Genomic DNA, 24,693 nt, shown 5'->3' on the forward strand with positions numbered 1-24,693 from the left:
CAGACGGTTTCTCGGCAGGGGTCGTTTCGGCGGCGGGTGTGTGGTATCATGCTGTCGCCGCAAACGCGGCGGGGAGGCCTTGATGTCGAACATCCGACAAGCAGGCCACGGCCTGATTGTTCTGTGCGCCACTCTCCTGACGACGGCCGGACCGGCTCCGTCTGCCGAACTTCCCGGTCTGCGAATCGTCGAAAGCCGCTCGGCGGATTTTTCACCCTACGATGAAGTGCCTGCGCGTTTTCCGCTGCGGGGCATCGTTGTCGACCAGCGCGGCGCGCCCATGGAAGGCGCCCGGATATCGGTCGACGGCGAACCGGGCGCAGCCGCCGCGTCGGACGGCGGTTTCGTCCTTTCCGGCATGGTGCCGGCAACCGCCATCATCCGGGTCTCCCATCCGGATGCCGTCGCGTTCCGCAAGGCGGCCCGCGACCTGTTCACCGGCGAAGGCGGGCGCAGCGAGATTGTGCTCACACGCTACACCGCCAGCTTCCCGGTGACGCCGGCGGGCGGCGTCTACCGGAGCGACGGGATGACGCTGGACGTGCCGCCCGGCGCGGTCCGCGAGGCGGTAACCGTTCATGCCGCCGTTCTGCCACCTGACCTGTCGTATGACGAGAGCGAGGATCCCCAGCCGACGCGCGTCACCGGTGTCGCTCTGGCGCCCGAGGGATTGATCTTCCAGAAGGCCGTGAAACTGCGGGTGCCGGTGACCGGCGCCGACGGGCCGGCTGCGGCGATGCCGTTGCTGTTCAATGAACGGTCGGGGCGCTACGGCCCTGCGGCGGGCGCGTCGGTGTCCCGCGAAGGCGCCGACGTCGTCTTCAGCGTCATGCATTTCAGCCGCTATGCGGCCGGCGATCCGTCCGAGGGCATGGAGCGCAGACTGGTCAAGCGCACCGTCGACCTGAACGGGGATGGCGGCATGTCGACCCAGGACGCGGAATTCGTCGTCATCCTCAGCGGCGGCGACCACGGCGCCCAATGGGTGAAGTCCACCGGCTCCGCGTCGGCGGTGATGCGCACCAAAGGCAGTTCGTCCTCCAGTTCATCGACCGATACCAAGGGCGCGTCGGGGGGCGTCTCGTTCGGCGGCGTCGGCGTCGAGGTCAGCGGCGAGGTGTCGTCGACCGAAGCCCAGGAGGTGGCCTCCAGCGTCGGCAATGGGTCATCGTCCGAGACCAGCCAGACCGTCGAATTCAAGATGGCCACGCCGGAATACGACACGGACTGCGCGTATGTGCTGCGCTGGTACGAGTACTGGCGAATCCGCAAATGGACACGGCACACCCCCGGTGAAAAGGAGGCGCCGGGGCTGCAATCGGCCTATGACGACCGGTCGGATTCGTCCAGCGACTGGGGGTATTTCGACATCGTCGGCAGCCGGTCCATCGCCGTCGGCCGCACAATCTATGGCGGCGACAAGATCGCCGTCCGCAAGACGGCGGCGGGCTACGAATATTACCGGCTGAAGGCGGAATATCTGGTGCGCGTGCCCAAGGGACTGCACGTCTATGACTGCAAGGCGGGCAAGCCCAACGAAAAGGCGGCCAAGGACGGCCCTGACGCCGCCCGGTTCTTCGGCGGCGGCGCGGGCATGAAAGAGGCGGCCTTCGACGGCTCGACCACGACCCGCTACCTGGGCTGGGGCGTGCTGCCCGACTCGCTGCCCGAGCGCTATACCAACATGGAATGCCGCCGGGAAACGGCGGGTGAGATCACGATCAAGACCGAAACCGAGCAGGCGGCGGAGGACACGGTCTCGAAGGCCAGCGGCAAGGCGTCGAGCATCAAGGCCGAGGCCAAGGCCGAGATACCGGTTGTCGGCGTCCAGGTTGGAGGCGGCGTCAGCGCCTCCCGGTCCATCGAGGAGTCCCGCAGCAGTTCGGCTTCCTATGCGCGCAAGTTCACCAACCAGGTTTCCACCACGGTCCGGTGGGAAATCAACGACCCGCACAAGCCGCGTCTGGTCCATTGGTCGGATCACGAACTGCACAAACTCTACCTGCTGCTCGAGACGCGGTCCTGGAGCCTGGCGTCGGACAGCCAGATTCCGCCCGCCGTGCGCGACGCCGCCGGCAGCGGCGGTGGCCGGAGCTACGTCGCGACCGCGGGCGGCGGCATGGTCATGCGTGACAGCGACGGCAGCTTCCTGATTGCCGGGCCACCGGTCGTGGTCCGGAAGGAGATCGGCTTCATGCTGGTGCGCATTGCCCAGCGGCCGTGCCCCGGCACGCCGACGACACCGGACGAATCCGGCAGCGGCGATGATTCAACCGGGGACGACGACAGCGGCGGGCAGCGGGGTGGCCGTGCGACAACGCCCTCCGGCGCCGGAAGCGCCACGACGCCGGGCCCGACCGGCAGCTCGCAGCAGCAGGGCGCCGGCGGCAAGGTGTTCACGCCGCGCGGCAACATGGAGAATTACACCGCCGTTTCGTTCACGGCGCTGGACAATGAAACGGTGATCACGCGCGGCGCGATCGGCGATGTCCAGAGCGTGACTTTTGTCGCCGTCGACGGCACGCGCATGCCGGACAAGGAGCGCGGCGCCAAGGTGACGACCGACGATGACAGCGTCAGGCTCGACGCGGGCGATGCCGTGGGTGTCGGTGCGATCATTATCGGCGGCACCACGGGTTCGGTCGAGTTGTTCAAGCCCCGCCGGGCGCCGCCCGCTTCGGCAACCGGCGCCGAACCGGTGATCACGCCGCAGGACGGCGATCTCGATATCCGCAACGGCGCCGTGCGCGAAACCTTGCGCGTGCCGGACTCGGCCACGGATCCCGCCATGTCACCGGCGCAGCATCAGGTCACCCTGGGCGGCCAGCCGCTCACTCCCGTGGCGGTCCGGGAGGGCGAGATCGCGGTCACCGGCAGCGATGTGCCCCTGTCGGCGGCCGGCGACGTGCCCGTGCGGGTAACCGCGCCGGACGGCACCACCACCGAGGCGCAGGTTCCCACCTGGGCGTTCACCGTGACCGTCCAGCCGGTCACACGCGTTGGACAGACCGTTCCAGTCATGTTCCAGGCCCAGGGCGTGGAGCCGGACGACCGTCTCGAGGTCGAGCTTCTGCCATCGGCCACCCAGACCGTGAGTCCGAGCCGGGTGACCCTGGATGGCGGCCAGCTGGCCGGTGGGCAGCAGCCGATCGCCCGGCTGACCGCACAAGTACCCGGACCGCAGGTGCTCAATGTCCGTGTGACGCGGCGCGGCGGTCCCGTTGCGCCGCCCTGACCGGATCTGCCGGTAAATTCTTCGTTGTCCAGACCCACGATGAGTGCCAGCGTGGTGACCATTGTGTTTCGGGGAGACGGGAATGAGCGCGGTAAAGATCTATGGAACGCCGGGGTCGAGGGCCAACCGGACCTTGTGGTTGGCCGAGGAACTGAAGCAGGAAACCGGCTTCGACTATCAGATGGTGCCCACCCATTTCATGGACGACGCCAAGAAGCCGGAATATCTGGCGATCAATCCCAATGGCCGCGTGCCTGCCATGGACGATGACGGCTACATTCTGTTCGAGTCGCTGGCCATCAATCTCTACCTGGTGAAGAAGGCGGGCGGGAGTCTGGCGCCGAAGGATCTCCATGAAGAAGGCAAGGCGATCCAGTGGAGCATGTGGGCGCTGACCGAACTGGAAGACGCGTTCATTGCGTTGCTGGTGCGGCACCCGAAGATCGCGTTCATGCCGCCCGATCCGAAGATCGAGGCCGACATGCGCCTCAAGCTCGAGCGGCCGCTGAAGGTGCTGGAGCAGCACTTGTCCAGGAACAGCAACATGCTGGGCGACCGCTTTACCGTGGCCGATGTGAATGTGGCCGGTGTCATGTCCATGTCCCAGATCATGGACTTCGACTATTCGCCCTATCCGAGTGTCAGCAAATGGTTCGGCGCATGCATGGCGCGCCCGGCGGTGGCCGCCTCCCGCGCATTGTAGCCGCCGTCGGCCGACGCTCGACAGGTCTCGACATCGCCGGCCGCATGTCCATTACTATTTGTCGGAGATTGGGGGCGCGCACGGCGGGTGCCGGCGCAGGACATGGGGAGAGACAGGCATGAAGAACACCAGGGTACTGGTTGCATCGCGTCCCGAAGGCATGGTGACGGGGCAGAATTTCCGCGTCGAGCATAGCGAGGCGCCGGTCCCGGCCGACCGCGAGTTTCTGATCGAGGTTGCCTATCTGATCGTCACGCCGCCGCTGCGCATGTGGCTCACCTCCGGCGGCCTCAGCGGCAAGCCGGTGCCGCTGGGCGCGCCGATGCGCTGCGCCGGGTTGGGCAGGGTCGTCGAGTCGCGGCACCCTGACTTTCCCGTAGGCCAGCTTGTCACCGGCGACATGGGCTGGCAGCGCTACGTGGTGTCCGACGGCGCGGCAAAGGCGCCTGTCGCCAAGGTGACGGCACGGGAAGGCCTGCCGGCGCGGACCTTGCTTCATGTGCTGGGCAGCGGCGGGCGCACCGCCTATTTCGGCCTGACCGAATATTGCAAGCCCAGGCTGGGGGACACCATGGTGATCTCCGGCGCCGCCGGCAATGTGGGCTCGATCCTGGTCCAGCTTGCGCGGATGCAGGGCTGCCGGGTGATCGGCATCGCCGGCAGCGACCGCAAGTGCAACTGGCTCACCAAGGAACTTGGCTGCGCCGGCGCGGTCAATTACCGCAACGACGATCTGCCCATGCGGCTGCGCCAGCTTTGCCCCGACGGCATCGACATTTTCTTCGACAATGTGGGCGGCGAAACGCTCGACGCGGCGCTCGGCCTGATCGCGCCGCGCGCCCGCGTGGTCCTGTGCGGCGCCACGTCGCAATACAACAACGACGCCGAATGGTACGGCCCGCACAATTATTTCAACCTGGTCTACAAGCAGGCCGAGATGCATGGTTTCTACATCGCCAACTTCGCGGCCCGGTTCGACGAGGCGGTGAACCGTCTCGCGCCCCTGGTGGCCGATGGCCGCATCAAATACGCCGAGGATGTGCTCGATGGCCTCGAGCAGGCGCCCCAGGCGCTGATCCGCACGCTGACCGGCGAGAATTTCGGGGTTCAGCTGGTGAAGGTATCGGACGCCGCCGACAAATAGGCCGCCCTATCCCAGCTTGCGCGCGAACAGCGCCAGCAGGTTGTCCCAATGCCGTTCCGCGGCCTGCTGGTCGTAGATCGGCAGGTCCGGCATGGTCCATCCGTGCTGCGTGCCGGGATAGATTTCCAGCACGTGGCGGGGGCCGGCCTTCGCCAGCGCGGCCCGGATGTCGTCGGTCTCGGTCGGGCCGAGAAACGGGTCGGTGCCGGCCACGGCTACATAGACGTCGCCGGTGATCTTGCCCACATGCCGGTGCGGGCTGTCCGGCCGGTCGGTGGCGAGGGCGCCGGCATGGAACGCGGCGGCGGCAACGACCCGGTCGGGGAACTCGGCGGCGGCGGTCAGTGACTGGGCGCCGCCCATGCAATATCCGGTGGTGCCCACCCATCGCCCCTTCACCTCGGGCCGCGTCTCCAGATAATCGAGGAATGCGGCGGTATCGCGCATGGACGTGGTCGGCGTGACCGTTACCACCATCTTCATCATCCGCTCGAAATCGCCTGGCAGCGTCATCGGCTCTGCCGGGCCGAAGCGGTAGAACATATTAGGCAACAGCACCGAATAGCCATTGTCGACCAGTCGCTCGGCCATGTCGTAGAGCGCCGGCCGAAGGCCGATGCCGTCCATGTAGATGATCACGCCGGGCGCCGGTTCGCCGCCGTGGAAGAAATACCCGTCGGCCGAGCCGTCGGCAATATTGATGCTGATTGCTTCCCTGGTCATCGACAGCTCCCCAATCCGATATTGGCGGCAGCATAGCACGTCCGGAAGCAGATTCAGCACGTGTGCTGTATTGTCTGAAACTGACTCGGGCGTTAGTGTGGCGGTCATCTGCCCGCATCGTCGCGGGAACGACCAGGAGCACGCTGATGAACGTTCAGAACCCCAAGGCCATGAAACCGGGAGAGGCCCGCACACCGGGCCAGAGCACCAGGGATATCATCCTGCGCGACCCGATCGCCGCGCCCGGGCCCATCGTCACCGAGCAATACGAGTTCCTGGGCGACGCCGATATCCCGTTCAATCGCTATACGTCGCGCGAGTTCCACGACCTCGAGATGAAGAAGCTGTGGCCCAAGGTCTGGCAGTGGGTATGCCGCGAGGAGCACATCCCCGAGGCAGGCGACCACATGGTCTACGAGGTGGGCGACTATTCGTTCATCATCACCCGCACCGACAGCGGCGAGGTGAAGGCGTTCTACAATTCCTGCCTGCACCGGGGCACCCAGCTGCGTCCGGGCCAGGACGAGGAAGGCTATGCCCTGGCCGGCAGCGACTTCCGCTGCCCGTTCCACGCCTGGACCTGGAATATCGACGGCACCTTGAAGGACCTGCCCTGCGACTGGGACTTTCCCCATCTCGACAAGGACAAGCTGAACCTGCCCGAGGCCAAGGTCGGCCTGTGGGGCGGCTTCGTGTTCATCAACATGGACCCCAACGCCAGGCCGCTGGAGGAGCATCTCGAGGTGCTGCCCGAGCACTTCAAGGAGTTCTTCCCGCTGGACCGCCGCTATACCGAGGTGCATCTGCGCCGCACCCTGCCGTGCAACTGGAAGGCCGCGGCCGAGGCGTTCATCGAGGCCTACCACGTGCGCGAGACCCATATGGGCGGCAGCACCATCGGCAACGCCCAGACCAACGCCCAGTACGACATCTTTGGCGACAACGTCACCCGGTTCATCCACACGCGCGGCTATGTGGCGCCCAAATGGCCCGAGCCGGAGAGCGAGGAGGACATCGCCAATTCCATGGCCGAGCGCATCATGATGGCGCAGGTCAAGCGCGACGAACTGCAGCCGAAATACGGCGTCGACCTGAGCAAGTTCTCGGAAAGCGAGATGCTCGATTCCATCGAGTATTTCCTGTTCCCCAACATGTTCCTCTTTCCGGGCATCGGCCTGCCGATGATCTACCGGTTCCGGCCCGCCGGAAATGATGTCGATAGCTGCTGGTTCGACCTGCTGTTCCTGCGGCCGCTGAAGGATGGCGAAGAGCACCCCGAGCCGCCGCGCGTGGTGAAGCTGGACGTGCACGAGACCTACGACAAGGTGCCGAACATGGACGGACCGCTTGCAGCCGTCTATGAACAGGACACATCGAACCTGGAACGCCAGCAGCGCGGCTTCAAGGCGTCGCACAAACAGGCGGAATCGCTGGCCAACTACCAGGAAGTCCGGGTCCGGCAGCTGCATATCACGCTGGACAAGTACCTCAACGCGCGGGATTGATACCGCAGGGACAGATCAGGAGACGGCGGATGAATGTACAGAACCCCAAGGCGATGAAGCCGGGCGAGGCCCGCACACCGGGCCAGAGCACCAAGGACATCATCCTGCGCGACCCCAATGCGGCGCCGGTCCCGCTGGTCACCGAGCAATACGAGTTCCTGGGCGACGCCGATATTCCGTTCAACCGCTATACGTCGCGCGAGTTCCACGACCTCGAGATGAAGAAGCTGTGGCCCAAGGTATGGCAGTGGGTGTGCCGCGAGGAGCACATCCCCGAGGCGGGCGACCACATGGTCTACGAGGTGGGCGACTATTCGTTCATCATCAGCCGCACCGACAGCGGCGAGGTGAAGGCGTTCTACAATTCCTGCCTGCACCGGGGCACCCAGCTGCGTCCGGGCCAGGACGAGGAAGGCTATGCCCTGGCCGGCAGCGACTTCCGCTGCCCGTTCCACGCCTGGACCTGGAATATCGACGGCACCTTGAAGGACCTGCCCTGCGACTGGGACTTTCCCCATCTCGACAAGGACAAGCTGAACCTGCCCGAGGCCAAGGTCGGCCTGTGGGGCGGCTTCGTGTTCATCAACATGGACCCCAACGCCAGGCCGCTGGAGGAGCATCTCGAGGTGCTGCCCGAGCACTTCAAGCATTTCTTCCCGCTGGACCGGCGTTATGTCGAGGTGCATCTGCGCCGCACCCTGCCGTGCAACTGGAAGGCCGGCATGGAAGCCTTCCTTGAGGCATATCATTCCCGCGAGACGCATATGGGCGGCACGCCGATTGGCAACGCCTGCACCAACGCGCAATACGACATCTTTGGCGACAATGTGAACCGGTTCATCCACACCATCGGCTATCCGACGCCGACCTGGCCCGAGCCCGAGACCGAGGAAGACATCGCCAACGCCATGGCCGAGCGGATCATGGCGGCGCAGGCCAACCGGGACAAGCTCGAGCCGAAATACGGCGTCGACATGAGCAAGTTCTCGGAAAGCGAGATGCTCGATTCCATCGAATATTTCCTGTTCCCGAACATGTTCATCTTCCCGGGCATAACCCTGCCGATGATCTACCGCTTCCGGCCCGCCGGGAACGATGTCGACACCTGCTGGTTCGACCTGATGTTCCTGCGTCCCCTGAAAGAGGGCGAGGACCATCCTGAACCGCCGCGCGTGGTGAAGCTGGACGTGCACGAGACCTACGACAGGGTGCCGAACATGGATAAGCCGCTGGCCGCTATCTATGAGCAGGACACCTCGAACCTGGAACGCCAGCAGCGCGGCTTCAAGGCATCGGGCAAGAAGGCGGAATCGCTGGCCAACTATCAGGAAGCCCGGATCCGCCAGGTCCACCTGACCCTGGACAAATATCTGAAGGCGTAGGCTGGTCCGTTACCAGGTCTGGTCCGGCGGCAGCACGCCCAGCACCTTGCTGGCCCAGACCGGTTCGACGTCCAGTTCGGAAATCCCCTGGGTCTGTCCAATATGGACATGCTCGTCCTGCCGGATCAGCCAGCCCATGCGCTGGGTTCCATCGGCGAGCGTGATAATGGAGCGGTGGCCCCACGCGGCTGGATCGATGCCCTCCACGTCCCGGCGAAAATAAATGCGCTGGCCCATCATGTTTGCGATACGCGTGCGTGGCTGCCAGCGGTAGGCGCCCAGCCGTCTCGGGTCGACCCCGAGAAAGGGTGCCGGCACCGTCACCTCGGAATTGGGTGGCAGCGGGTGAACCAGAAATTCGTGATCAAGTACGCCGAGGACCGGTACCTTCTCGGTGCCGCGTACGACTGTGAACATGTCGACTTGCAAGCCGTCGCAAATCTGCTCCAGCATCGCTACGGTCAGACGGCGGTGGCCGCGCTCGAGCCGATGGACCTGCTGTACCGACAGGCCGCACGTTTCGCCCAGGGCCTGAAGGGTCAGACCTCGTTCCTTGCGTAGTTCTCGGATTCGTTCACCGATCATCTCGCCCCCTTGAGAAGTACCTGATACCACAACAGCCTGGGTCTTTCATCATATTTTTCCATATTGGTAAAATAATCGATAATTGGTGAATTTGGCTAAATTTTGTTGCTGCTTATTGGTGCTACCGGCCGGCAGTTCTAATTTGAGAAATTCTGCGTCATTTCCCTCGCCCAACACAAAAAAACCTCATTGCTGTTTTGTATGGCGCGCGCAACAATCATTAATTCTGACTTTGCAGTGGCGCTCGAAGAGAATTTCAATTTACGTAAAAACGGCAAAGTAAACTCTTCTTCTGAAGGTCTTATCCGGTAACGCTAATACCGTTCTGGTTAGTCGGCGAGAACCTGCGGTGCCACCACGGCGAGGATCGGGCTGGCCCATTCCACCTGTACGTTGAATTCGACCTCGCCGGCTAGGTCGCTGACATGGGACTGGCCGTCCTTGTGGGACAGCCAGCCGACCCTTTGGGTGCCGTCGATACGGCGCACGATGCAGCGACGCCCCCAGGCCTCTGCCTGCACGCCTTTCACGTCGGCGTAGAAAAACAGCAGGTGTCCCGTCATCTCGATGAACCTTTCGCGAGGTTCCCAGCGCACCGCAGCGAGCCGTTCAGGGTGCGGAACAATATTCGGAGCCCTTGTGCTTGTGGCGCTACCGGCAGGAACCGGCAGGATATTGGAGCGCACTTCCAGGATGCCGATGATGGGCACTCGGGTCTCGCCGACCAAGACGTCGACTGGATTGATACCAATCGCCATGCAGTAGGATTCCAGGAGATCCACCGTCATCCGGCGTTCTCCTGTCTCGAGGCGCTGTACTTGCGGGGCGCTGACGCCCATACGAGTCGCGACCTTCTGGAGGGTGAGCCCCCTTTTTACTCTCGTCTCACGCAGTGACGGCAGATTCATTGCTGCAGAGCCCACTTGGTTACCGGAAAGTAATGTCTTTTTCTTCGGTTTCGGCATTCGGGACGCGAAATTTATTGCCATATTGGCAAGTATAATCGGTTCCCACAACGTCAATATTGTTTACAGGATTTTTCCAAAACAGCAAGTTAAATGACGCGAGATTAAAACTCGCGGTAAACGGGAATCACATAGGGGGAAACCATGCTCCGGCACCCAAGAGCTGCTACTGGCGCGCTATCCAGTGTTACCGCGATCCGTGCGGCCACAGTGGCTTTATCAGTCTTTGGCGGCATGATCGCAGGCGCGCCCGCAAAAGCGGTAGCCGTCACCGACACGCCGGCGGTCAGAACGCCGATCACATCCATCGAATCCGTGACGACTACGGCGCGCAAGCGCGAGGAGCCATTGCAGGAAGCGCCGGTCGCTGTGACCGCGATCTCCGGACAGGAACTGGCCCTGAAGTACACCACCCAACTCAACGAAATGGCATTTCCCGCACCGAGCGTGAACATGGCGCGGCTGGGCTCGTTCAGCAACGCGGTAACCATATTCATTCGCGGCATCGGCAATTCGGACAATGATTCCACGACCGATCCGCCCGTGGCGATCTTCATCGACGGCGTCTATATACCGCAGCCTGAGAATTCGAGCATCGACCTGTTCGACGTAGAATCCATCGAAGTTCTGCGCGGACCGCAGGGCACCTTGTTCGGCCGTAATACGACAGCTGGCGCGGTTCAGGTTCGCACGCGGCGGCCCAGCGGCGAGTTTGGGACGCGCGGACGCCTGACGATTGGCCAGTACGGCAGGCTCGATGTTCGCGCGGCGGTCGATCTGCCAATCGTACAAGACAAACTCGATGCGAAGATCTCTATCCTGTCTGCGAACTCCGACGGCTATTACACCAATACAAATACCAATGCCGAGTCCACTGGGGATTTAGGGCGGGAAAGCAATTTCGCGGTGCGGCCGATTATCCGCTTCCGGCCGAATGATGACCTGACCTTGACGCTGATCGGCGAGTACACGCGCACCAAGAGCGATCCAACGCCCGGCGTCGCGGCTCCCCGTTCCAATCAGATATTATGCTCGGCCTGGGGCTATTGTCCGCCAGACCGGCCATTAAACGGCAAGTTCACCAAGGACGATTACCTCGTCACGACCAGCCTCGCGCACAATGGTGAAATCGACAACACCACCTGGGGCATCACCGGTGAACTGGTCTGGGATGTCGGTCCGGGCATTGTCACGTGGGTGTCTAATTACCGCAAGACCGAGTCATTCATTTTCCTGGATATCGACTCGACAGAAGCACCGATGTTCAAGACGTCGCGCGATTCACCCCACAAGCAGACGTCGACCGAGCTGCGGTTCGCCTCCTCGGCTTGGGACAGCTTCGATTTCGTGGCTGGTGTCTATGGCTTCTATCAGGAGTTCTTTCTACACCGGGATACGACCCAAAGAATCACGCCTGCAAGCGCGGTATCCCACATCGTTGGCGACACCTGGCAGAATCACAAGGCGTTCTCCGCCTTCGCGGAAGGCAATTATCACTTCAATGACCGGCTGACTCTAACGGCCGGTGGCCGCTGGAGCTGGGAAAGGAAGGCGTTCTATCAAGAGCCGTTCGCTCCGTTCCCGAACACCGGCGCACGCATTACTCCGGATCCCAAGGCTTGGAGCAACTTTGGCCCGAAAGCCGGGCTTTCCTATCAAATTTCCGACGACGCGCTTGCCTACTTCACCTATTCGCGCGGCTTCAAAAGCGGCGGCTGGAACGGACGCGGCGGCACGCCGACGACGCTTGGTCCGTTCGACCCGGAAGTGGTTGACGGCTTCGAATTCGGTATGAAGAGCGACTGGTTCGACAACCGGCTGCGCGCGAATTTTGCGCTGTTCCTGAACAAATACAAGAACCTGCAGCGGACGGTCATCCGGTTCCTGCCAGGCGCCGCCAATCCACAGGAAACGGTGACGTCGAATGCGGCGTCGGCCAACATCAAGGGTGCGGAACTGGAATTGACCGCGATACCCCTGCCTGGCCTGCAGTTGACTGCCAACGCGTCGTATCTCGATGCCAGTTACGGTGCCTACTGCGCCGATCTCAATGGCCCGTCGTTCTTCGCGTCGGCGCCTACATCGAACTGCGGCGGCACTGTCAACAACGTGACAATGCCGGGCAGTATGGGGCCGGGTAACTATCTCGTGGACGAGGATTTCTCGAACACGCCCTTCCAGCGTGCACCCAAGTTCCAGATCAGTCTCGGGGCCACCTACGAGTTCGACGTGGGTAATACCGGTTCCATCGTGCTGAACGCGAACTTCACCCACATCAGCAACATGAACGTGTCCACCAGCGGCTCTGATCGTGGATGGCGCGGCAAGGTGAACCTGGTCGATGGCAGCATCACCTATCGGGACATCGAGGGGCGTTACTCCGTCTCGCTCTTTGGCAAGAACCTGACCAACGAGATTTACCTCAACAACATCACCGAAGTTGCCGCCCTCTTCGACACATACGGCATCAGTGAGCCGCGTCGCTGGGGTATTGAACTTTCGTGGGACCTGTGACGACGCAACGATAATTCCTCCCCACTGGGGTGCCGGCCGCGAAGCCTTCGAGGGCGGCACCCCGTCCTTTTCCGGGGAGTCAGAAGGGGAAGCGCCCTAGGAAGGGTGCTGAATAACGAGGAGAGTATAATGGGTTCGGACCGCACTTTTCTGTATGGCATCGCAGGTGCGATGCTGGTTTCGTCGATCACTGGTGCAGCGTTCGCCGCCGAACGGGAATATTCACCTGGTGTTGGGACCGACTATCCAAAGAGCGTCTATTTCGGCGACCTGCACCTGCACACCCGCAACTCGCCTGACGCCTATGGTCAGGGCAACAAGGAATTGTCTCCGGCAGATGCCTACAAATTCGCGCGCGGCGAAGAGGTACTGTCCTCCAGCGGCGTTAAAGCGCGGCTGAAGCGGCCGTTGGATTTCCTCGCGGTTACCGACCACGGCGAGTTCATCGGTGCCTATTACCGCTTCACGGCCGGTGACCCTGCGCTACTGGAATCCAACGTCGGAAAGCGCTGGAGCGGCTTCGTGAAGGAGGGCAAGCCGGAAAAGCTGATGGCCGAGTTCGTCACCAGCATCGAGACTCCGGATTCGGCGCGCAACAAACTGCCCGAGGTGGTGGCCCGGTCGATCTGGAGCGAGGTTGCCCAGACCGCCGACCAGTACAACGCGCCGGGCCGTTTCACGACATTCGCGGGCTATGAATGGACTTCGATGACTGGTGGCAACAACCTCCACCGTGTAATCCTCTTCAAGGACCGCGCGGACGCCGTGTCCAAAATATTGCCGTTCTCGGCCCAGGACGCCATCGATCCTGAGAAGCTTTGGACGGCCCTCGAAGGCTTCGAGAAGTCGGCCGGCGTCGAGGTTCTGTCGATCCCGCACAACAGCAACCTCAGCAACGGCATTTTCTTCGATGAGAAGACATTGTCGGGCGGACCGCTGACAAAGACCTATGCCGAAACGCGCATGCGATGGGAGCCTATCGTCGAGGTCACCCAGATCAAGGGCGATAGCGAAACCCATCCGGTGCTTTCGCCCACTGACGAATTCGCCGACTTTGAACGGTGGGACAGCTGGAACATCATGGGCCGGGTAAAAACCACGCCGGAGATGCTGCCCGGCAGCTACGCCCGGTCGGCGCTGAAACGCGGCCTGGAGTTCGAACAGAAGTTGGGCGCCAATCCCTACAAGTTCGGCATGATCGGGAGCACCGACGACCATACCGCCCTCCCGACCACGACCGAGGACAACTTCTTCGGTAAATTCGCCAATTCCGAACCGAACGCGCACAGGTCGGAAACCCATATGGCCAGCGGTAAATATGTTGACTGGCAGCTCGGATCGTCGGGCCTCGCGGCCGTGTGGGCGCCGGAGAATACCCGAGAGGCACTGTTTGCGGCCATGAAGCGCAAGGAAGTCTATGCCACGAGCGGTTCGCGCATCATGGTGCGGTTCTTCGGCGGCTGGGACTATGCCCGGGACGCCGTGTTCCGCGACGATTATGTCAAGGTCGGCTATGGCAAGGGCGTGCCCATGGGCGGCGACCTGACCAGAGCGCCTGCCGGCAAGGCGCCGGTATTCATGATGCTGGCGTTGAAGGACCCCGACGACGCCAACTTGGACCGTATCCAGATCGTCAAGGGCTGGCTCGACAAGGACGGCAAGTCCCATGAGAAGGTCTACGATCTGGCGCTGTCCGATGGCCGTAAAGTCGATCCGAAGACCGGCAAGGCACCGCCGGTGGGTTCGACGGTCGATGTCGCCGACGCGTCCTATACCAATACCATAGGCACGGCCGAACTTGCGGCGGTGTGGACCGACCCCGACTTCGACCCGGCTGAACGGGCATTCTATTACGGGCGGGTGATCGAGATACCCAAGCCCCGTTGGACCGCCTACGACGCCAAGTTCTTCGGCGTCAAGATGCCGCCCGACGTGCCGATGGTCGTGCAGGACCGCGCCTATACCTCGCCGATCTGGTACACGCCTTGAGCCGTTTTCTGAGGGACCCGCTGGTCCACTTTCTGGCCGCCGGACTGCTGATGTTCGGCGGATACATGGCGCTCAACCCGCACGGCTCTGCCGAGGACGATCCGTCCCGCATCGTCGTCGATCGTCCCGCACTGCTCGAGTTCCTGCAGTTCCGGACAAAGGCGTTTGAGCCCGAACGGGCGAACGCCTTGCTCGACGCCATGGGGCCGCGGGAACTCGACAGCCTGATCCGCGATTATGCGCGCGAAGAGGCGCTTTACCGCGAGGCAACGGCGCTGGGCCTGGACAAGTCCGATTACGTCATCAAGCGGCGCCTGGTGCAGACGGTCGAGTTCGTGGCTGGCAACGCCAGCGCACCGCTGACAGTAAACGATGCGGGGCTGAACAACTATTTTGCGGCCCACAAGGATCGCTATGCCGAGCCTGCAACGATCACCTTCACCCACGTATTTTTTGACGCGGGTCAGGGCCGGGACGTCGCCTCAGGCCGCGCTGCCAAGGCGCTCGCAGCCATGAACGGGCGCCAAGTGGCGTTCGCCGACGCGCCCGGCTGGGGCGACAGGTTCGCCTATAATCTCAATTATGTGGACCGGCCCATGGACGCCGTTGCCGGCCATTTCGGCGACAACTTCACGCAGCAGTTATTCGCATTGAAGGCCGAACCGGAGCGCTGGCAAGGCCCCCTCGAATCCGCCTATGGCTTTCACCTTGTGATGGTGACGGCGCGCAAGGACCTGGTATTTCCGCCGCTTGAGGAGATCAAGGACCGCGTACGGGAAGATTACATGGCCGACCTCGCCACCGAGCGGCGCGACGAACTGATCGACGACATGCTGAAGCACTACGAGGTCGAGGTGACATTGGATCGCCGGGGTGCCGTCAAGGCCGCCGCACGATGAATTCGCGGTCACTCGCAGCGTTTTCTGCCATCTTTCTGGTCTTGCTGGGAGCCGACATGAGGCCGGTCTCGGCACACGACAGCCGGCCGGTGGTCGTCGCCATCAAGGAACAGGGTGACGCGGTCTATACGGTCATGGTGACGACGCCGCCATCGGTGCCATCCTTCAACATTCCCACCGTCGCGATGCCCGCGGGCTGCGTGCGAATGGGCGAGGACGGCGTGGCCCGTCCGGCGCTGACGGCACGCGATCTCTATAATTGTCCAGACGGCCTGGGCGGCGACATCACGCTGCTCTGGCCGAAATTCAATCCGTCGCTCTCGACCATGGTGCGGGTCGACTGGCGCTCGGGCGAGAGCCGCTCGCTGGTCGCGCCGCCGGATGAAACCCGCGTCAGCGTGCCCGATCAGGAAAACGCCGTGGCCGTGTCGGGTCAGTATTTTCGGTTGGGCATCGAACATATTCTGCTGGGCTACGACCATCTGCTGTTTCTGGCCTGCTTGCTGCTGATCGCACGCACGGGCAGGCGCATCGTGGTTGTGGTGACGGGCTTCACGCTTGCCCACTCGGTGACCTTGGCGCTGGCTGCGCTGGGATTGGTGCGGGTGCCGGTGCCTCCGGTCGAGGCGGCCATCGCACTCAGCATCATTTTCCTCGCGGCCGAGATCGCCCGGCCCTTGCGCGATACCATCACCTGGCGGCATCCCATCGCGGTCTCGTGCACCTTCGGTCTGCTGCACGGCTTCGGCTTCGCCGCCGTGCTGGCCGAGATCGGCCTGCCGCAGACCGAGGTGCCGCTGGCGCTGCTGTTCTTCAATGTGGGTGTCGAGGCGGGGCAGCTGATGTTCATTGGCGCGCTGATACTCGTCATGCTCGCAGCGCTGTGGATTCTGGGCAAATCGGATATTGCGCCTGAAACCCTGCTTCCCAGGATGGAGAAGCCGGTCGCCTACGGTGTCGGCGCGCTCGCGGCGTTCTGGATGATCGAACGCCTGTGGGCGTTCGTACCCGTCAGCTGAGTAACCACAAAGACGCGGCGAAGGGGGCTGATGTTCGGATTCAAGGCGATAGTCGGAATTAGTATCAGTGCGGCATTTGCCATACCGGCCTTTGCTCATACCGAGGACAAGAAAGAGAACATCGAGCAGGTGGTGGTCTGGGGCCGGGCGTTCAGCCTGGCTGGCAAGGCGTTCACCGCCTCGGAGGGTATCGTCGGCTATTCGGACCTATCGAAGCGGCCGATTCTGCGCGCGGGCGAACTGGTCGAAGTTATTCCGGGCATGATCGCTACGCAGCACAGCGGCACAGGCAAGGCCAACCAGTATTTTCTGCGCGGCTTCAACCTCGACCATGGCACCGACTTCGCCGCCCGGTTCGAGGGCATGCCGGTCAACATGCCTACCCACGGCCACGGCCAGGGCTATCTCGACCTGAACTTCATCATCCCGGAGATTGTCGAATACGTGTCCTACGAGAAGGGGCCGTATCATGCGGACGTCGGCGATTTCTCCAGCGCCGGCTCTGCAGCGTTCAAGACCTATGACAGACTAGGCCAAGGGTTCGTTCACGCCTCCATCGGCAACCAAGGCTATTACAGGCTCGTCGCAGCCGATTCCATGAACGCGGCCGGCGGTACCCTGCTGCTGGCGGGCGAGGCGCATTTCTACGGCGGCCCATGGGAACTCGATGAGAACCTGGAGAAGTTCAACGCTCTGATGAAATATACCGGCGAGGTTGGCGGCGCCGACACGCAGTTCATCGCCACCGCCTACCGCGCGTTGTGGGACTCGACCGACCAAGTGCCGCTGCGCGCCGTCGACGGCGGGCTCATTCCGCGTAAGGGCTTCATCGATCCGGACCTGGGGGGCCAGACGACGCGGCTGTCGCTCAGCGGCCGGATGGACTGGGGCCGCCTGGAGGCACAGGTCTACGGCATATACTACCGTCTCAACCTGTTCTCGAACTTCACCTATTTCCTCGAAGACCCGGTGAACGGAGACCAGTTCGAACAGGCCGACGAGCGCGCCATCCTCGGCGGCAGCCTGTCTTGGGTGAACGATGTCACGCTTGGCGCCATGCCGGTTACGATCCGGGCCGGACTCGACCTGCGCTATGACGACATCATGAGCGTGGGGCTCTTCCATACTGCGGGCCGCGAGCGCATTGGCACGGTTCGCGACGACAAGGTACAAGAGTTGATGGTGAGCCTGCACGGCGAGGCCGAGCTGCACCTGAGCGACCGGCTGCGCGCAATTTTCGGGGCGCGGGTCGACTGGCTGAGTTGGGACGTGGCAGCGCGCAGCCTGCCGGTCAATTCGGGCGACGGTGACGATGCTATCCTCAGCCCCAAGGGCACGTTGGCGTGGCGCGTTGCGGACGGGCTGGAGCTCTATGCCAGCTATGGGCGCGGCTTCCATTCCAACGACGTGCGCGGCGCCACTATCAGTATCGACCCGAAAACCGGCGAGCCGGTCGGCGCGGTGCCGGCGCTGGTGCGCAGCGACGGGGCCGAACTGGGCCTGCGCGTGGAGGCGAACGACCGGTTAAGCGTGACGGTGGCCGGCTTCTGGCTCGACCTGCAGTCCGAACTCGTGTTCGTCGGCGATGCGGGCGCCACCGAACCCAACGAAGCGACGCGCCGTTACGGCATAGAGGCGTCGGCTTTCTGGAAGGCTACCGACTGGCTGGTGTTCGACCTCTCGGGCGCGATGACGCGGGCGCGGTTCAGGAATGTCGATGACGACCGCATCCCCAACTCGGTCGGCTTCGTGCTAGGCGGAGGCGCGGTCGTCACCCTGCCCGAAGGCTTCACCGCCAGCCTGCGGGTGCGCCACCTGGGCAACGCGCCGCTGATCGAGGGCAATTCTATGCGCTCGCGCTCGACGACGCTGGTCAATGCCGGGTTGTCGTATGATTTTGGTGAGTTCGAGGTGGGGCTAGAACTGCTGAACATACTGAACAGCAGGGACAACGATATAACCTACTTCTACGAATCCCGCTTGCGTGGCGAGACTGCGGGTGTTGAAGATGTCCACTTCCACCCGGTCGAGCCGCTGACGATACGTGGCTCGGTCCGGGTAAAATTTTAGGAAACCAATGGGGTCGGCCAACCGGCTCGAGGAAAACGGGGAAGACGAGATGAAGTTGAACGGCATTCTGGCCGGTATCGCGCTGGCCGGCGCGACCATGGTGGCGCTTGCCGCGGGCGCGCTGGCGGCAATGGATACGCCGGCGCCCAGCGAGCAGGAGCAGGCGGCGCCGGCGGTGGCGGCGGGCGGCAAGACCTCGGCCGATCAGGCCTACCGGTCAGGCGGCGACTTCGCCGAACTGGACCCGGCGCAAGCCGGCAAGGGCGGCGAGGTCTATGACAGCCTGTGCGGCACCTGCCACGAAAAGGGCCTGAACCGCGCGCCGCAGCGGGCCATGCTGTCGCTGATGACCCCGGAATCGATCTACCGCGCCCTGACGAGCGGCGTGATGAAGGAGCAGGCCGAAGCCGCCGAACTGACCGACGACGACATGAAAGCCGTCGCCGAATTCCTCGCCAAGCGCAAGCTGGGTGGCAAGGACATCGTCGCGCCGCCGCTGATGTGTGCCGCCGGCACCTCGGCATTCGACGCCAGCGAGCCGCCGGTGTTCGACTATTGGGGCTTCGACGCGCGCAACTCCCACTTCATCGATACCAAAACCGCCGGCATCGACCGCGGCAATGTGGGCAAGCTGAAACTCAAATGGTCGCTGGCATTCCCCAACGCCATGCGGTCGCGCTCGCAGCCGGCGCTCGCCGCCGGCGCCATCTTCGTCGGCAGCCACGACGGCACCGTATTCGCGCTGGACCGGGAAACCGGTTGCGCCCGCTGGACCTTCCACGCCGGCGCCGAAGTGCGCACCGGCATCGTCGTCGCGCCCTGGACCAAGGGCGATGAGACCGCCGATCCGCTGATGTATTTCGGCGACCTGATCGGCAACGTCTACGCGATCAAGGCCCGCACCGGCGAGCAGGTCTGGCGCATACGGCCGGGCGATCACCCGAACCTGACCATCACCGCCGCGCCGGTGCTGTACAAGGACAAGCTGCTGGTGCCGATCTCGTCGCTGGAAGAGGCACGGATCGACCCGAAATACGAATGCTGCACCTTCCGCGGCTCGCTGGTCGCGCTCGACCCCGCGTCCGGGGCCGAGATCTGGCGCACCTGGATGGCGCCAGAACCGGAGCAGCGCGGCGTCAATGCGGCCGGCGCCAAGCAGTTCGGCCCGTCGGGCGTCGCCCTGTGGAACACGCCTGCGATTGACGAGAAGCGCAACCGGGTGATCATCGCGACCGGCGACAATTATTCGTCGCCAGGCACCGAGATGAGCGACGCCATCGTGGCCATGGACCTCGATACCGGCAAGATCGTCTGGCATCACCAGGTGCTGGAGGATGACGTCTGGAACGGTGCCTGCGAGGCGGTGGACAAGACCAATTGCCCGGAAGAGGACGGCCCCGACTTCGATTTCGGCGCCGGTCCGGTGCTCGCCACCGTGGACGGCAAGGACTATGTCCTGGCCGGTCAGAAATCGAGCATCATGTACGGTTTCGACGCCGAGGACGGCACGCTGGTGTGGAAGAACAAGGTGGGCCGCGGCGGCGTGGTCGCCGGCATCCACTTCGGCATCGCCGCCTCGGGCGATACGGTGTTCGCGCCGGTCTCGGACGTGCCGGACGGTAACCGCTACCCGGAGGGCGACCATCCGCGCCCGGGCATGTACGCGCTGGATATCAAGACCGGCGAATACAAGTGGCAGGCGCCCTCGGAGGATATCTGCGGCGGCAAGCAGTTCTGCCATCCGGGCTATTCGGGCGCGATCACCGCCACCGAGGATCTGGTGCTGGCCGGGGCCAATGACGGCTATATCCGCATCTACGATGCGGCAACCGGCAAGGTGCTGTGGGCGTTCGACACGGTGACGGATTTCACCACCGTCAACGGCACCGTCGCCAGGGGCGGCTCCATGGGCGGCGGCACCGCGCCGATCGCCCATGATGGCCTGCTGATTATGAACTCGGGCTACGGCTTTGCCGGCAAGATGCCCGGCAACGTGCTGCTGGTGTTCGAGGTCGAATAGCTGAACCGCACAAAAAAGGGGCGCGGACGTGACCGTCCGCGCCCCTTTTTCGTGGCTGGATCTCAGATCACCCGGGCCAGCGCGGCCGCCTCGTGGATTGCGGTCATCATGCTGTTGCCGCCCTTCACGTCGCCGATCATGTGGACCTTGACGTTGGAGAAGCGGGCCGAGAGTTCGTTCGCCAGATCGCGGTTCGGCTCGTTGAAGCTGACCAGCACCACTGTCTTCGCCGGGATCGTCCGCACCCGGTCGGTGAACAGCACGCCTATCTCCACCGCGTCAGGCGTGATCTTGCGGACATAATGGCCGCCGACAAAGTCGAAGTCGGCCGACATCAGCCGCTCGCGCGCCGCACCGACGGTGACCGGCGGGAACGGCACGTTCTGGCCCAGCTGTTCCATGCGCGAGACCATGGTGACGTGAACGCCGGCCTTGAGCAGCACATCGGCCACCGAAATTCCCTCGAAGGTACCGGTGTCGTCGAACACCACGGCCGGCCCCTTGATGTCGACCTGGCCGCCGACACCGAACATCTCCCAAGAATTATGGACATGCGGCAGATCCCACCCGGCGATCGGCACCGAGGGCGTCGACACCTGGAAGCCGTCATAGCGGGGCGTGGTGCCGGTGGCGATGATCACCTCGTCGGGCGCGATCTCGGCGACCATCTCGGCGTCGACCATGGAATTGAGGTGCACCTCGACGCCAAGCGTGTCGATCTCGTCGGACAGCCAGCGCGTGATGGTGCCCACATCCGCCCGGTGGGGCGCATCGGCCGCCAGCGCCACCTGGCCGCCCAGACGGCGCATGGCCTCGTGCAGCACCACCTTGTGGCCGCGCATGGCGGCGGTGCGCGCCGCCTCCAGGCCGGCCGGGCCGCCGCCGACGATCAGCAGCTTCTTCGGCTGGTCGGTCTTGCCTGCCGGATCGTGGGTGACATGGGCTTCCCGGGCCGCAGCTACGTTGACGACGCAGCTGATCACGCCGCGGGTCATCAACTGGCCGACACAGCCCATATTGGTGCCGATGCACGGGCGGATCGTGTGCTCCTCCAGCCGGCGCGCCTTGTTGGGCATCTCAGGATCGGCGATCAGCGCGCGCACCATGGACACCATGTCGGCCTCGCCGCTCGCCACCAGGGAACTGGCATGGTCGATGGTCATGATCCGGCCGACGACGATGGTCGGCTTGGTGACCACCTTGGTGATCACGTTGTTCGGCTTCATTTCGACGCCCAGCGGATCGTCGGCCGGCGCGATCAGCTTGTGGAAACGCCAATAGGCGCCCATGTGCAGCGATACATAGTCCACATGCGGATCGAGGATCTCGGCGATGGCCGCGTTCTCGGCTGCGTCAAGGCCGCCGGGCACATAGTCCTCGTTGGGCAGGCGCACGCCCACCGCGATGTCGCTGCCCACTTCGGCGCGCACCGCCGCGATCACTTCCATCAGGAAGCGCATCCGGTTCTCGCGGCTGCCGCCATATTCGTCGTCGCGCTTGTTGAGCGCGGGCGACAGGAATTCGTGGATCAGGTAGCCGGACGAAGCGTGAATGTCGATGCCGTCCAGACCGCCGTCGCGGATGCGCCGCGCCGCCTTGCCGAAGGCCGCGACAATGTCGTCGATCTGCGTCTTGGTCATCACGAAGGGCATGATCTGGATCATCGGGTTGGGCACGCCGCTGACCGACCAGGTATCGGGCGTGCCCGCGCCGCTGGCGCCGGTGTGATAGGCCTGCGCGAACAGTTTCATGCCGTGCTTGTGGACCCGGCTGCTGATCTGTTCGTAGAACGGCAGGATGGCATCGGAATAGAGCGGCAGGTGGGTCTTCGAGCTTTCATGGACGCCCGTTGCCTCGAGCGTCGACATGCCCACGCCGCCCCTGGCGCGGGCCTCGTGATAGGCGATCAGGTCCTCGCCGCCCAGATGGGTGCCGTGGGCCGATCGAACGATGCGGTTCGGAATGGTAATCGGACCGACCTTGATCGGCTCGAACAGATTGTCATAAAGCGCCATGGCTCCGCGTCTCCCCATCGGCAGAGATTTTATGCACGATTGCAGAACGGGTGGTGGGCGTCAATGAGGCCGGGTGTGATTTGCGACAGCGGTTGGAAATAAAAGTCCGGGAAACAACGTTACCGGCCGGCAGTCTGCGCCTCGAACACCACCACCGGGATCTCCCGGTCGGTCCGCTTCTGGTAGCGGGTGTAGACCTCCATGGCCCTGGTGACGTGCGCCCACAGGGCGGTTCTTTCGTCGCCGGCGGCGACGTGCGCCACCACCTGCCGGCGCCTGCCGCGGATCGCCAGTGCTGCCTCGGGATGCACGCGCAGATTGGTCACCCAGGCGGGATCGTCCGGCGCGCCGCCTTTGGAGCCGACCACGATGATGCTCTCGCCGATCTGGAAATAGGGCAGCGCCGCCCTGCGCCACAGGCCGCTGCGCGCACCCCTGGTGGACAGAACCAGCATGGGCTGCGGCGTGAACCCCTGGCGCCGGCCCATCAGCACATTGAGCAGCGAGCGGCCGAACACCCTCACCAGCCACAAGTCGAGCGCCATGCCGCGCTTGCCCAGGAGGAATTTGATCAGCCGCTTTTCCATGGCGGCTACAGGCATGCGGCGCCCGGCGCGCCGACGGTCGGCCAGAAGTCCGCGCATCCCGGAAAGTGGCAGTTGGCGCCCTGCGGCCACCTCATGAAACCGTCTCCCCACTCGAGGTCTCGACACGCCCAGAATGGCAGAAAAGCGGCCTCGCGGTCACCCGTATTTGGCGTCAGGCTTCGGGGGCAGGCGATCTAACCTGCCGGACCATATTGCCGGGTGAGGTAGCCCAGGATGGCTTCGCGCTCGTCCGGTTCCAGCCGCTTGTATTCCGGATAGGTCTTGAGCATGCGCTCGACGAGGGCGTCCCATTGTGCGCGGGTCTTGCGCGCTGCCTTGATGCGGGTATCGGAATGGCAGGGCGCGCAGAAATAGAAGGTCTCCTCGCGGCCGCGGTCCGGCTTCAGTCCACCCCAATCCATGGGGGCGGGGCCCGGCCCAATGCGCGGTTCGGCGGGCCGGTCCCACTGGTCGAGCGGCGTCTTCATGTGATCGGACTGGCTTTGATCGGGCGGCGCGGCGCCCGCCACGTTCAACATGGCAAGGCCCAGACTGAAAACCAAGGCAGGCAGCAGTTTCATGGCAGGCTCCCGATCCGGCCGCGAAGCTGCGGCGCCAATTCGGAAAGCTTGCCCGCCGCGTTGCCGCCGCGCATTGATCTCCCGCAAGCCGGGGCGTGTCGCCCGGTCGCGCGTCCTAGGGCTGCTTCATCGTCTTGACGATTTCCAGCGCCCGGGCGGCATGATCGACAGGCGCGATCTTGTCGTCGGTGGTGGAAAGCACGGCCTCGATCCTGCCGTCGGCGCCGATCACGAAGGTGGTGCGCTCGGTGAATGCATGGTCGATCTCGGCGCCGCGCGAGTCCTTCATGCCGGGCTGGCCCTGCATGGTCTGCAGGTCGAACGACTTGCTGATGGCCCCGTCGGCGTCCGAGGCTACCGGGAACTTGCCGGCGCAGTACTCGGGATCGGCCGAGAAGTCGTTCAGCCGCGCGATGCTGTCCTGCGACACGCCGATGATGGTGGCGCCTGCGGCCCGGTAATTGTCGGCTTCCTCGGCGAAGGCATGTGCCTGCACGTTGCAGCCGCCGGTATAGGCCGACGGGTAGAAGTACACGACAACCGGTCCGGTCTTGCGCGCCTCGGCCAGCGAGAACTCGAACTGCTTGCCGGCCAGCGATGCCGGCGCGGCGAAGTCGGGTGCGGCCGTGCCTGCCTTCAGCGCCGCATGGGCGGGCAGGGCGGCGGCAAGGACGATGGCGGCGGTCAGCAGCAGGCGGCGCATGATGTTACTCCCCGGTTCTGTTCTGCTCGCAGCATAGCCGATCTGGAGCCGGTA

The 24,693-nt window shown here is 63.7% G+C and carries 18 protein-coding genes; 11 read left to right on the plus strand and 7 right to left on the minus strand.

Translation table 11 applies throughout. The annotated features are described in order from the left end of the window. The first annotated feature begins 82 nt into the window (after nt 1–82). The 3 genes from WJU21_RS14825 (at nt 83) to WJU21_RS14835 (ending at nt 5,082) form a co-directional block, all read left to right on the plus strand. Nucleotides 83–3,235 carry a hypothetical protein gene (locus WJU21_RS14825; protein WP_346324229.1) on the plus strand — a complete coding sequence of 1,051 codons (3,153 nt, stop codon included), beginning with the start codon at nt 83–85 and terminating at the stop codon, nt 3,233–3,235. 82 nt (nt 3,236–3,317) lie between these two features. Then, entirely contained in the window at nt 3,318–3,938 is a 621-nt protein-coding gene (locus tag WJU21_RS14830) for a glutathione S-transferase family protein (RefSeq protein ID WP_346324230.1), read from the plus strand. A gap of 118 nt (nt 3,939–4,056) precedes the next feature. Continuing rightward, the gene (locus WJU21_RS14835; protein ID WP_346324231.1) at nt 4,057–5,082 is read left to right on the plus strand and encodes an NADP-dependent oxidoreductase; all 1,026 of its coding nucleotides are present in this window, start codon (nt 4,057–4,059) and stop codon (nt 5,080–5,082) included. Nucleotides 5,083–5,088: 6 nt separating this feature from the next. On the opposite strand, the gene WJU21_RS14840 is transcribed toward WJU21_RS14835, so the two are convergent. Further along, entirely contained in the window at nt 5,089–5,805 is a 717-nt protein-coding gene (locus WJU21_RS14840) for a dienelactone hydrolase family protein (RefSeq protein WP_346324232.1), read from the minus strand. A gap of 146 nt (nt 5,806–5,951) precedes the next feature. Here WJU21_RS14840 and WJU21_RS14845 point away from each other — a divergent pair, with 146 nt between their 5' ends. After that, a complete protein-coding gene (locus WJU21_RS14845) occupies nt 5,952–7,310 on the plus strand; it encodes an aromatic ring-hydroxylating dioxygenase subunit alpha (RefSeq protein WP_346324233.1) in 1,359 nt (452 codons plus the stop codon). A gap of 29 nt (nt 7,311–7,339) precedes the next feature. Continuing rightward, on the plus strand, nt 7,340–8,692 hold the full coding sequence (locus WJU21_RS14850) for an aromatic ring-hydroxylating dioxygenase subunit alpha (protein ID WP_346324234.1): 1,353 nt from the start codon (nt 7,340–7,342) through the stop codon (nt 8,690–8,692). 9 nt (nt 8,693–8,701) lie between these two features. Here WJU21_RS14850 and WJU21_RS14855 read toward each other — a convergent pair whose 3' ends face one another. Both WJU21_RS14855 and WJU21_RS14860 read right to left on the minus strand, forming a co-directional pair. Beyond that, nucleotides 8,702–9,277, minus strand: a complete 576-nt coding sequence (locus WJU21_RS14855) for a helix-turn-helix transcriptional regulator (RefSeq protein WP_346324235.1) — start codon at nt 9,275–9,277, stop codon at nt 8,702–8,704. Nucleotides 9,278–9,606: 329 nt separating this feature from the next. Continuing rightward, on the minus strand, nt 9,607–10,266 hold the full coding sequence (locus WJU21_RS14860; RefSeq protein WP_346324236.1) for a helix-turn-helix transcriptional regulator: 660 nt from the start codon (nt 10,264–10,266) through the stop codon (nt 9,607–9,609). A 186-nt stretch (nt 10,267–10,452) separates the two neighbouring features. Between WJU21_RS14860 and WJU21_RS14865 the strand changes: the two genes are divergently transcribed. The 6 genes from WJU21_RS14865 to WJU21_RS14890 all read left to right on the plus strand — a co-directional run bounded on the left by WJU21_RS14865 (nt 10,453) and on the right by WJU21_RS14890 (nt 20,753). Beyond that, nucleotides 10,453–12,756, plus strand: a complete 2,304-nt coding sequence (locus WJU21_RS14865) for a TonB-dependent receptor (protein ID WP_346324237.1) — start codon at nt 10,453–10,455, stop codon at nt 12,754–12,756. A 129-nt stretch (nt 12,757–12,885) separates the two neighbouring features. Then, nucleotides 12,886–14,745 (plus strand): DUF3604 domain-containing protein, encoded by a 1,860-nt coding sequence (locus WJU21_RS14870; protein WP_346324238.1) that lies wholly within the window; start codon nt 12,886–12,888, stop codon nt 14,743–14,745. Then, complete coding sequence (locus WJU21_RS14875) at nt 14,742–15,644, plus strand: peptidylprolyl isomerase (protein ID WP_346324239.1); 903 nt, start codon at nt 14,742–14,744, stop codon at nt 15,642–15,644. Before WJU21_RS14870 ends, WJU21_RS14875 begins: the two co-directional genes overlap by 4 nt. Before the next feature lie 56 nt (nt 15,645–15,700). Continuing rightward, nucleotides 15,701–16,663 (plus strand): HupE/UreJ family protein, encoded by a 963-nt coding sequence (locus WJU21_RS14880; RefSeq protein ID WP_346324240.1) that lies wholly within the window; start codon nt 15,701–15,703, stop codon nt 16,661–16,663. Nucleotides 16,664–16,693: 30 nt separating this feature from the next. After that, on the plus strand, nt 16,694–18,733 hold the full coding sequence (locus WJU21_RS14885) for a TonB-dependent receptor (protein ID WP_346324241.1): 2,040 nt from the start codon (nt 16,694–16,696) through the stop codon (nt 18,731–18,733). Nucleotides 18,734–18,740: 7 nt separating this feature from the next. After that, the gene (locus WJU21_RS14890) at nt 18,741–20,753 is read left to right on the plus strand and encodes a PQQ-binding-like beta-propeller repeat protein (protein ID WP_346324242.1); all 2,013 of its coding nucleotides are present in this window, start codon (nt 18,741–18,743) and stop codon (nt 20,751–20,753) included. A gap of 62 nt (nt 20,754–20,815) precedes the next feature. Here WJU21_RS14890 and WJU21_RS14895 read toward each other — a convergent pair whose 3' ends face one another. From WJU21_RS14895 to WJU21_RS14910, 4 genes are all read right to left on the minus strand, one after another. After that, the gene (locus tag WJU21_RS14895) at nt 20,816–22,768 is read right to left on the minus strand and encodes an FAD-dependent oxidoreductase (protein WP_346324243.1); all 1,953 of its coding nucleotides are present in this window, start codon (nt 22,766–22,768) and stop codon (nt 20,816–20,818) included. 119 nt (nt 22,769–22,887) lie between these two features. Further along, nucleotides 22,888–23,370: a nitroreductase/quinone reductase family protein gene (locus WJU21_RS14900; protein WP_346324244.1), complete on the minus strand. Its 483-nt coding sequence runs from the start codon at nt 23,368–23,370 to the stop codon at nt 22,888–22,890. 179 nt (nt 23,371–23,549) lie between these two features. After that, nucleotides 23,550–23,936: a hypothetical protein gene (locus WJU21_RS14905; protein WP_346324245.1), complete on the minus strand. Its 387-nt coding sequence runs from the start codon at nt 23,934–23,936 to the stop codon at nt 23,550–23,552. Nucleotides 23,937–24,051: 115 nt separating this feature from the next. After that, on the minus strand, nt 24,052–24,639 hold the full coding sequence (locus WJU21_RS14910; RefSeq protein ID WP_346324246.1) for a peroxiredoxin: 588 nt from the start codon (nt 24,637–24,639) through the stop codon (nt 24,052–24,054). Nucleotides 24,640–24,693: the final 54 nt, after the last annotated feature.

It is taken from the genome of Emcibacter sp. SYSU 3D8 (genome assembly GCF_039655875.1).
Taxonomy (GTDB): Bacteria; Pseudomonadota; Alphaproteobacteria; order SMXS01; family SMXS01; genus RI-34.

Bases quoted from the DNA above. Each gene is read 5' to 3' on its own strand.
- WJU21_RS14825 (WP_346324229.1), top strand. From the start codon at position 83: ATGTCGAACATCCGACAAGCAGGCCACGGCCTGATTGTTCTGTGCGCC.
- WJU21_RS14830 (WP_346324230.1), top strand. From the start codon at position 3,318: ATGAGCGCGGTAAAGATCTATGGAACGCCGGGGTCGAGGGCCAACCGG.
- WJU21_RS14835 (WP_346324231.1), top strand. From the start codon at position 4,057: ATGAAGAACACCAGGGTACTGGTTGCATCGCGTCCCGAAGGCATGGTG.
- WJU21_RS14840 (WP_346324232.1), bottom strand. From the start codon at position 5,805: ATGACCAGGGAAGCAATCAGCATCAATATTGCCGACGGCTCGGCCGAC.
- WJU21_RS14845 (WP_346324233.1), top strand. From the start codon at position 5,952: ATGAACGTTCAGAACCCCAAGGCCATGAAACCGGGAGAGGCCCGCACA.
- WJU21_RS14850 (WP_346324234.1), top strand. From the start codon at position 7,340: ATGAATGTACAGAACCCCAAGGCGATGAAGCCGGGCGAGGCCCGCACA.
- WJU21_RS14855 (WP_346324235.1), bottom strand. From the start codon at position 9,277: ATGATCGGTGAACGAATCCGAGAACTACGCAAGGAACGAGGTCTGACC.
- WJU21_RS14860 (WP_346324236.1), bottom strand. From the start codon at position 10,266: ATGGCAATAAATTTCGCGTCCCGAATGCCGAAACCGAAGAAAAAGACA.
- WJU21_RS14870 (WP_346324238.1), top strand. From the start codon at position 12,886: ATGGGTTCGGACCGCACTTTTCTGTATGGCATCGCAGGTGCGATGCTG.
- WJU21_RS14880 (WP_346324240.1), top strand. From the start codon at position 15,701: ATGAGGCCGGTCTCGGCACACGACAGCCGGCCGGTGGTCGTCGCCATC.
- WJU21_RS14885 (WP_346324241.1), top strand. From the start codon at position 16,694: ATGTTCGGATTCAAGGCGATAGTCGGAATTAGTATCAGTGCGGCATTT.
- WJU21_RS14890 (WP_346324242.1), top strand. From the start codon at position 18,741: ATGGGGTCGGCCAACCGGCTCGAGGAAAACGGGGAAGACGAGATGAAG.
- WJU21_RS14895 (WP_346324243.1), bottom strand. From the start codon at position 22,768: ATGGCGCTTTATGACAATCTGTTCGAGCCGATCAAGGTCGGTCCGATT.
- WJU21_RS14900 (WP_346324244.1), bottom strand. From the start codon at position 23,370: ATGCCTGTAGCCGCCATGGAAAAGCGGCTGATCAAATTCCTCCTGGGC.
- WJU21_RS14905 (WP_346324245.1), bottom strand. From the start codon at position 23,936: ATGAAACTGCTGCCTGCCTTGGTTTTCAGTCTGGGCCTTGCCATGTTG.
- WJU21_RS14910 (WP_346324246.1), bottom strand. From the start codon at position 24,639: ATGCGCCGCCTGCTGCTGACCGCCGCCATCGTCCTTGCCGCCGCCCTG.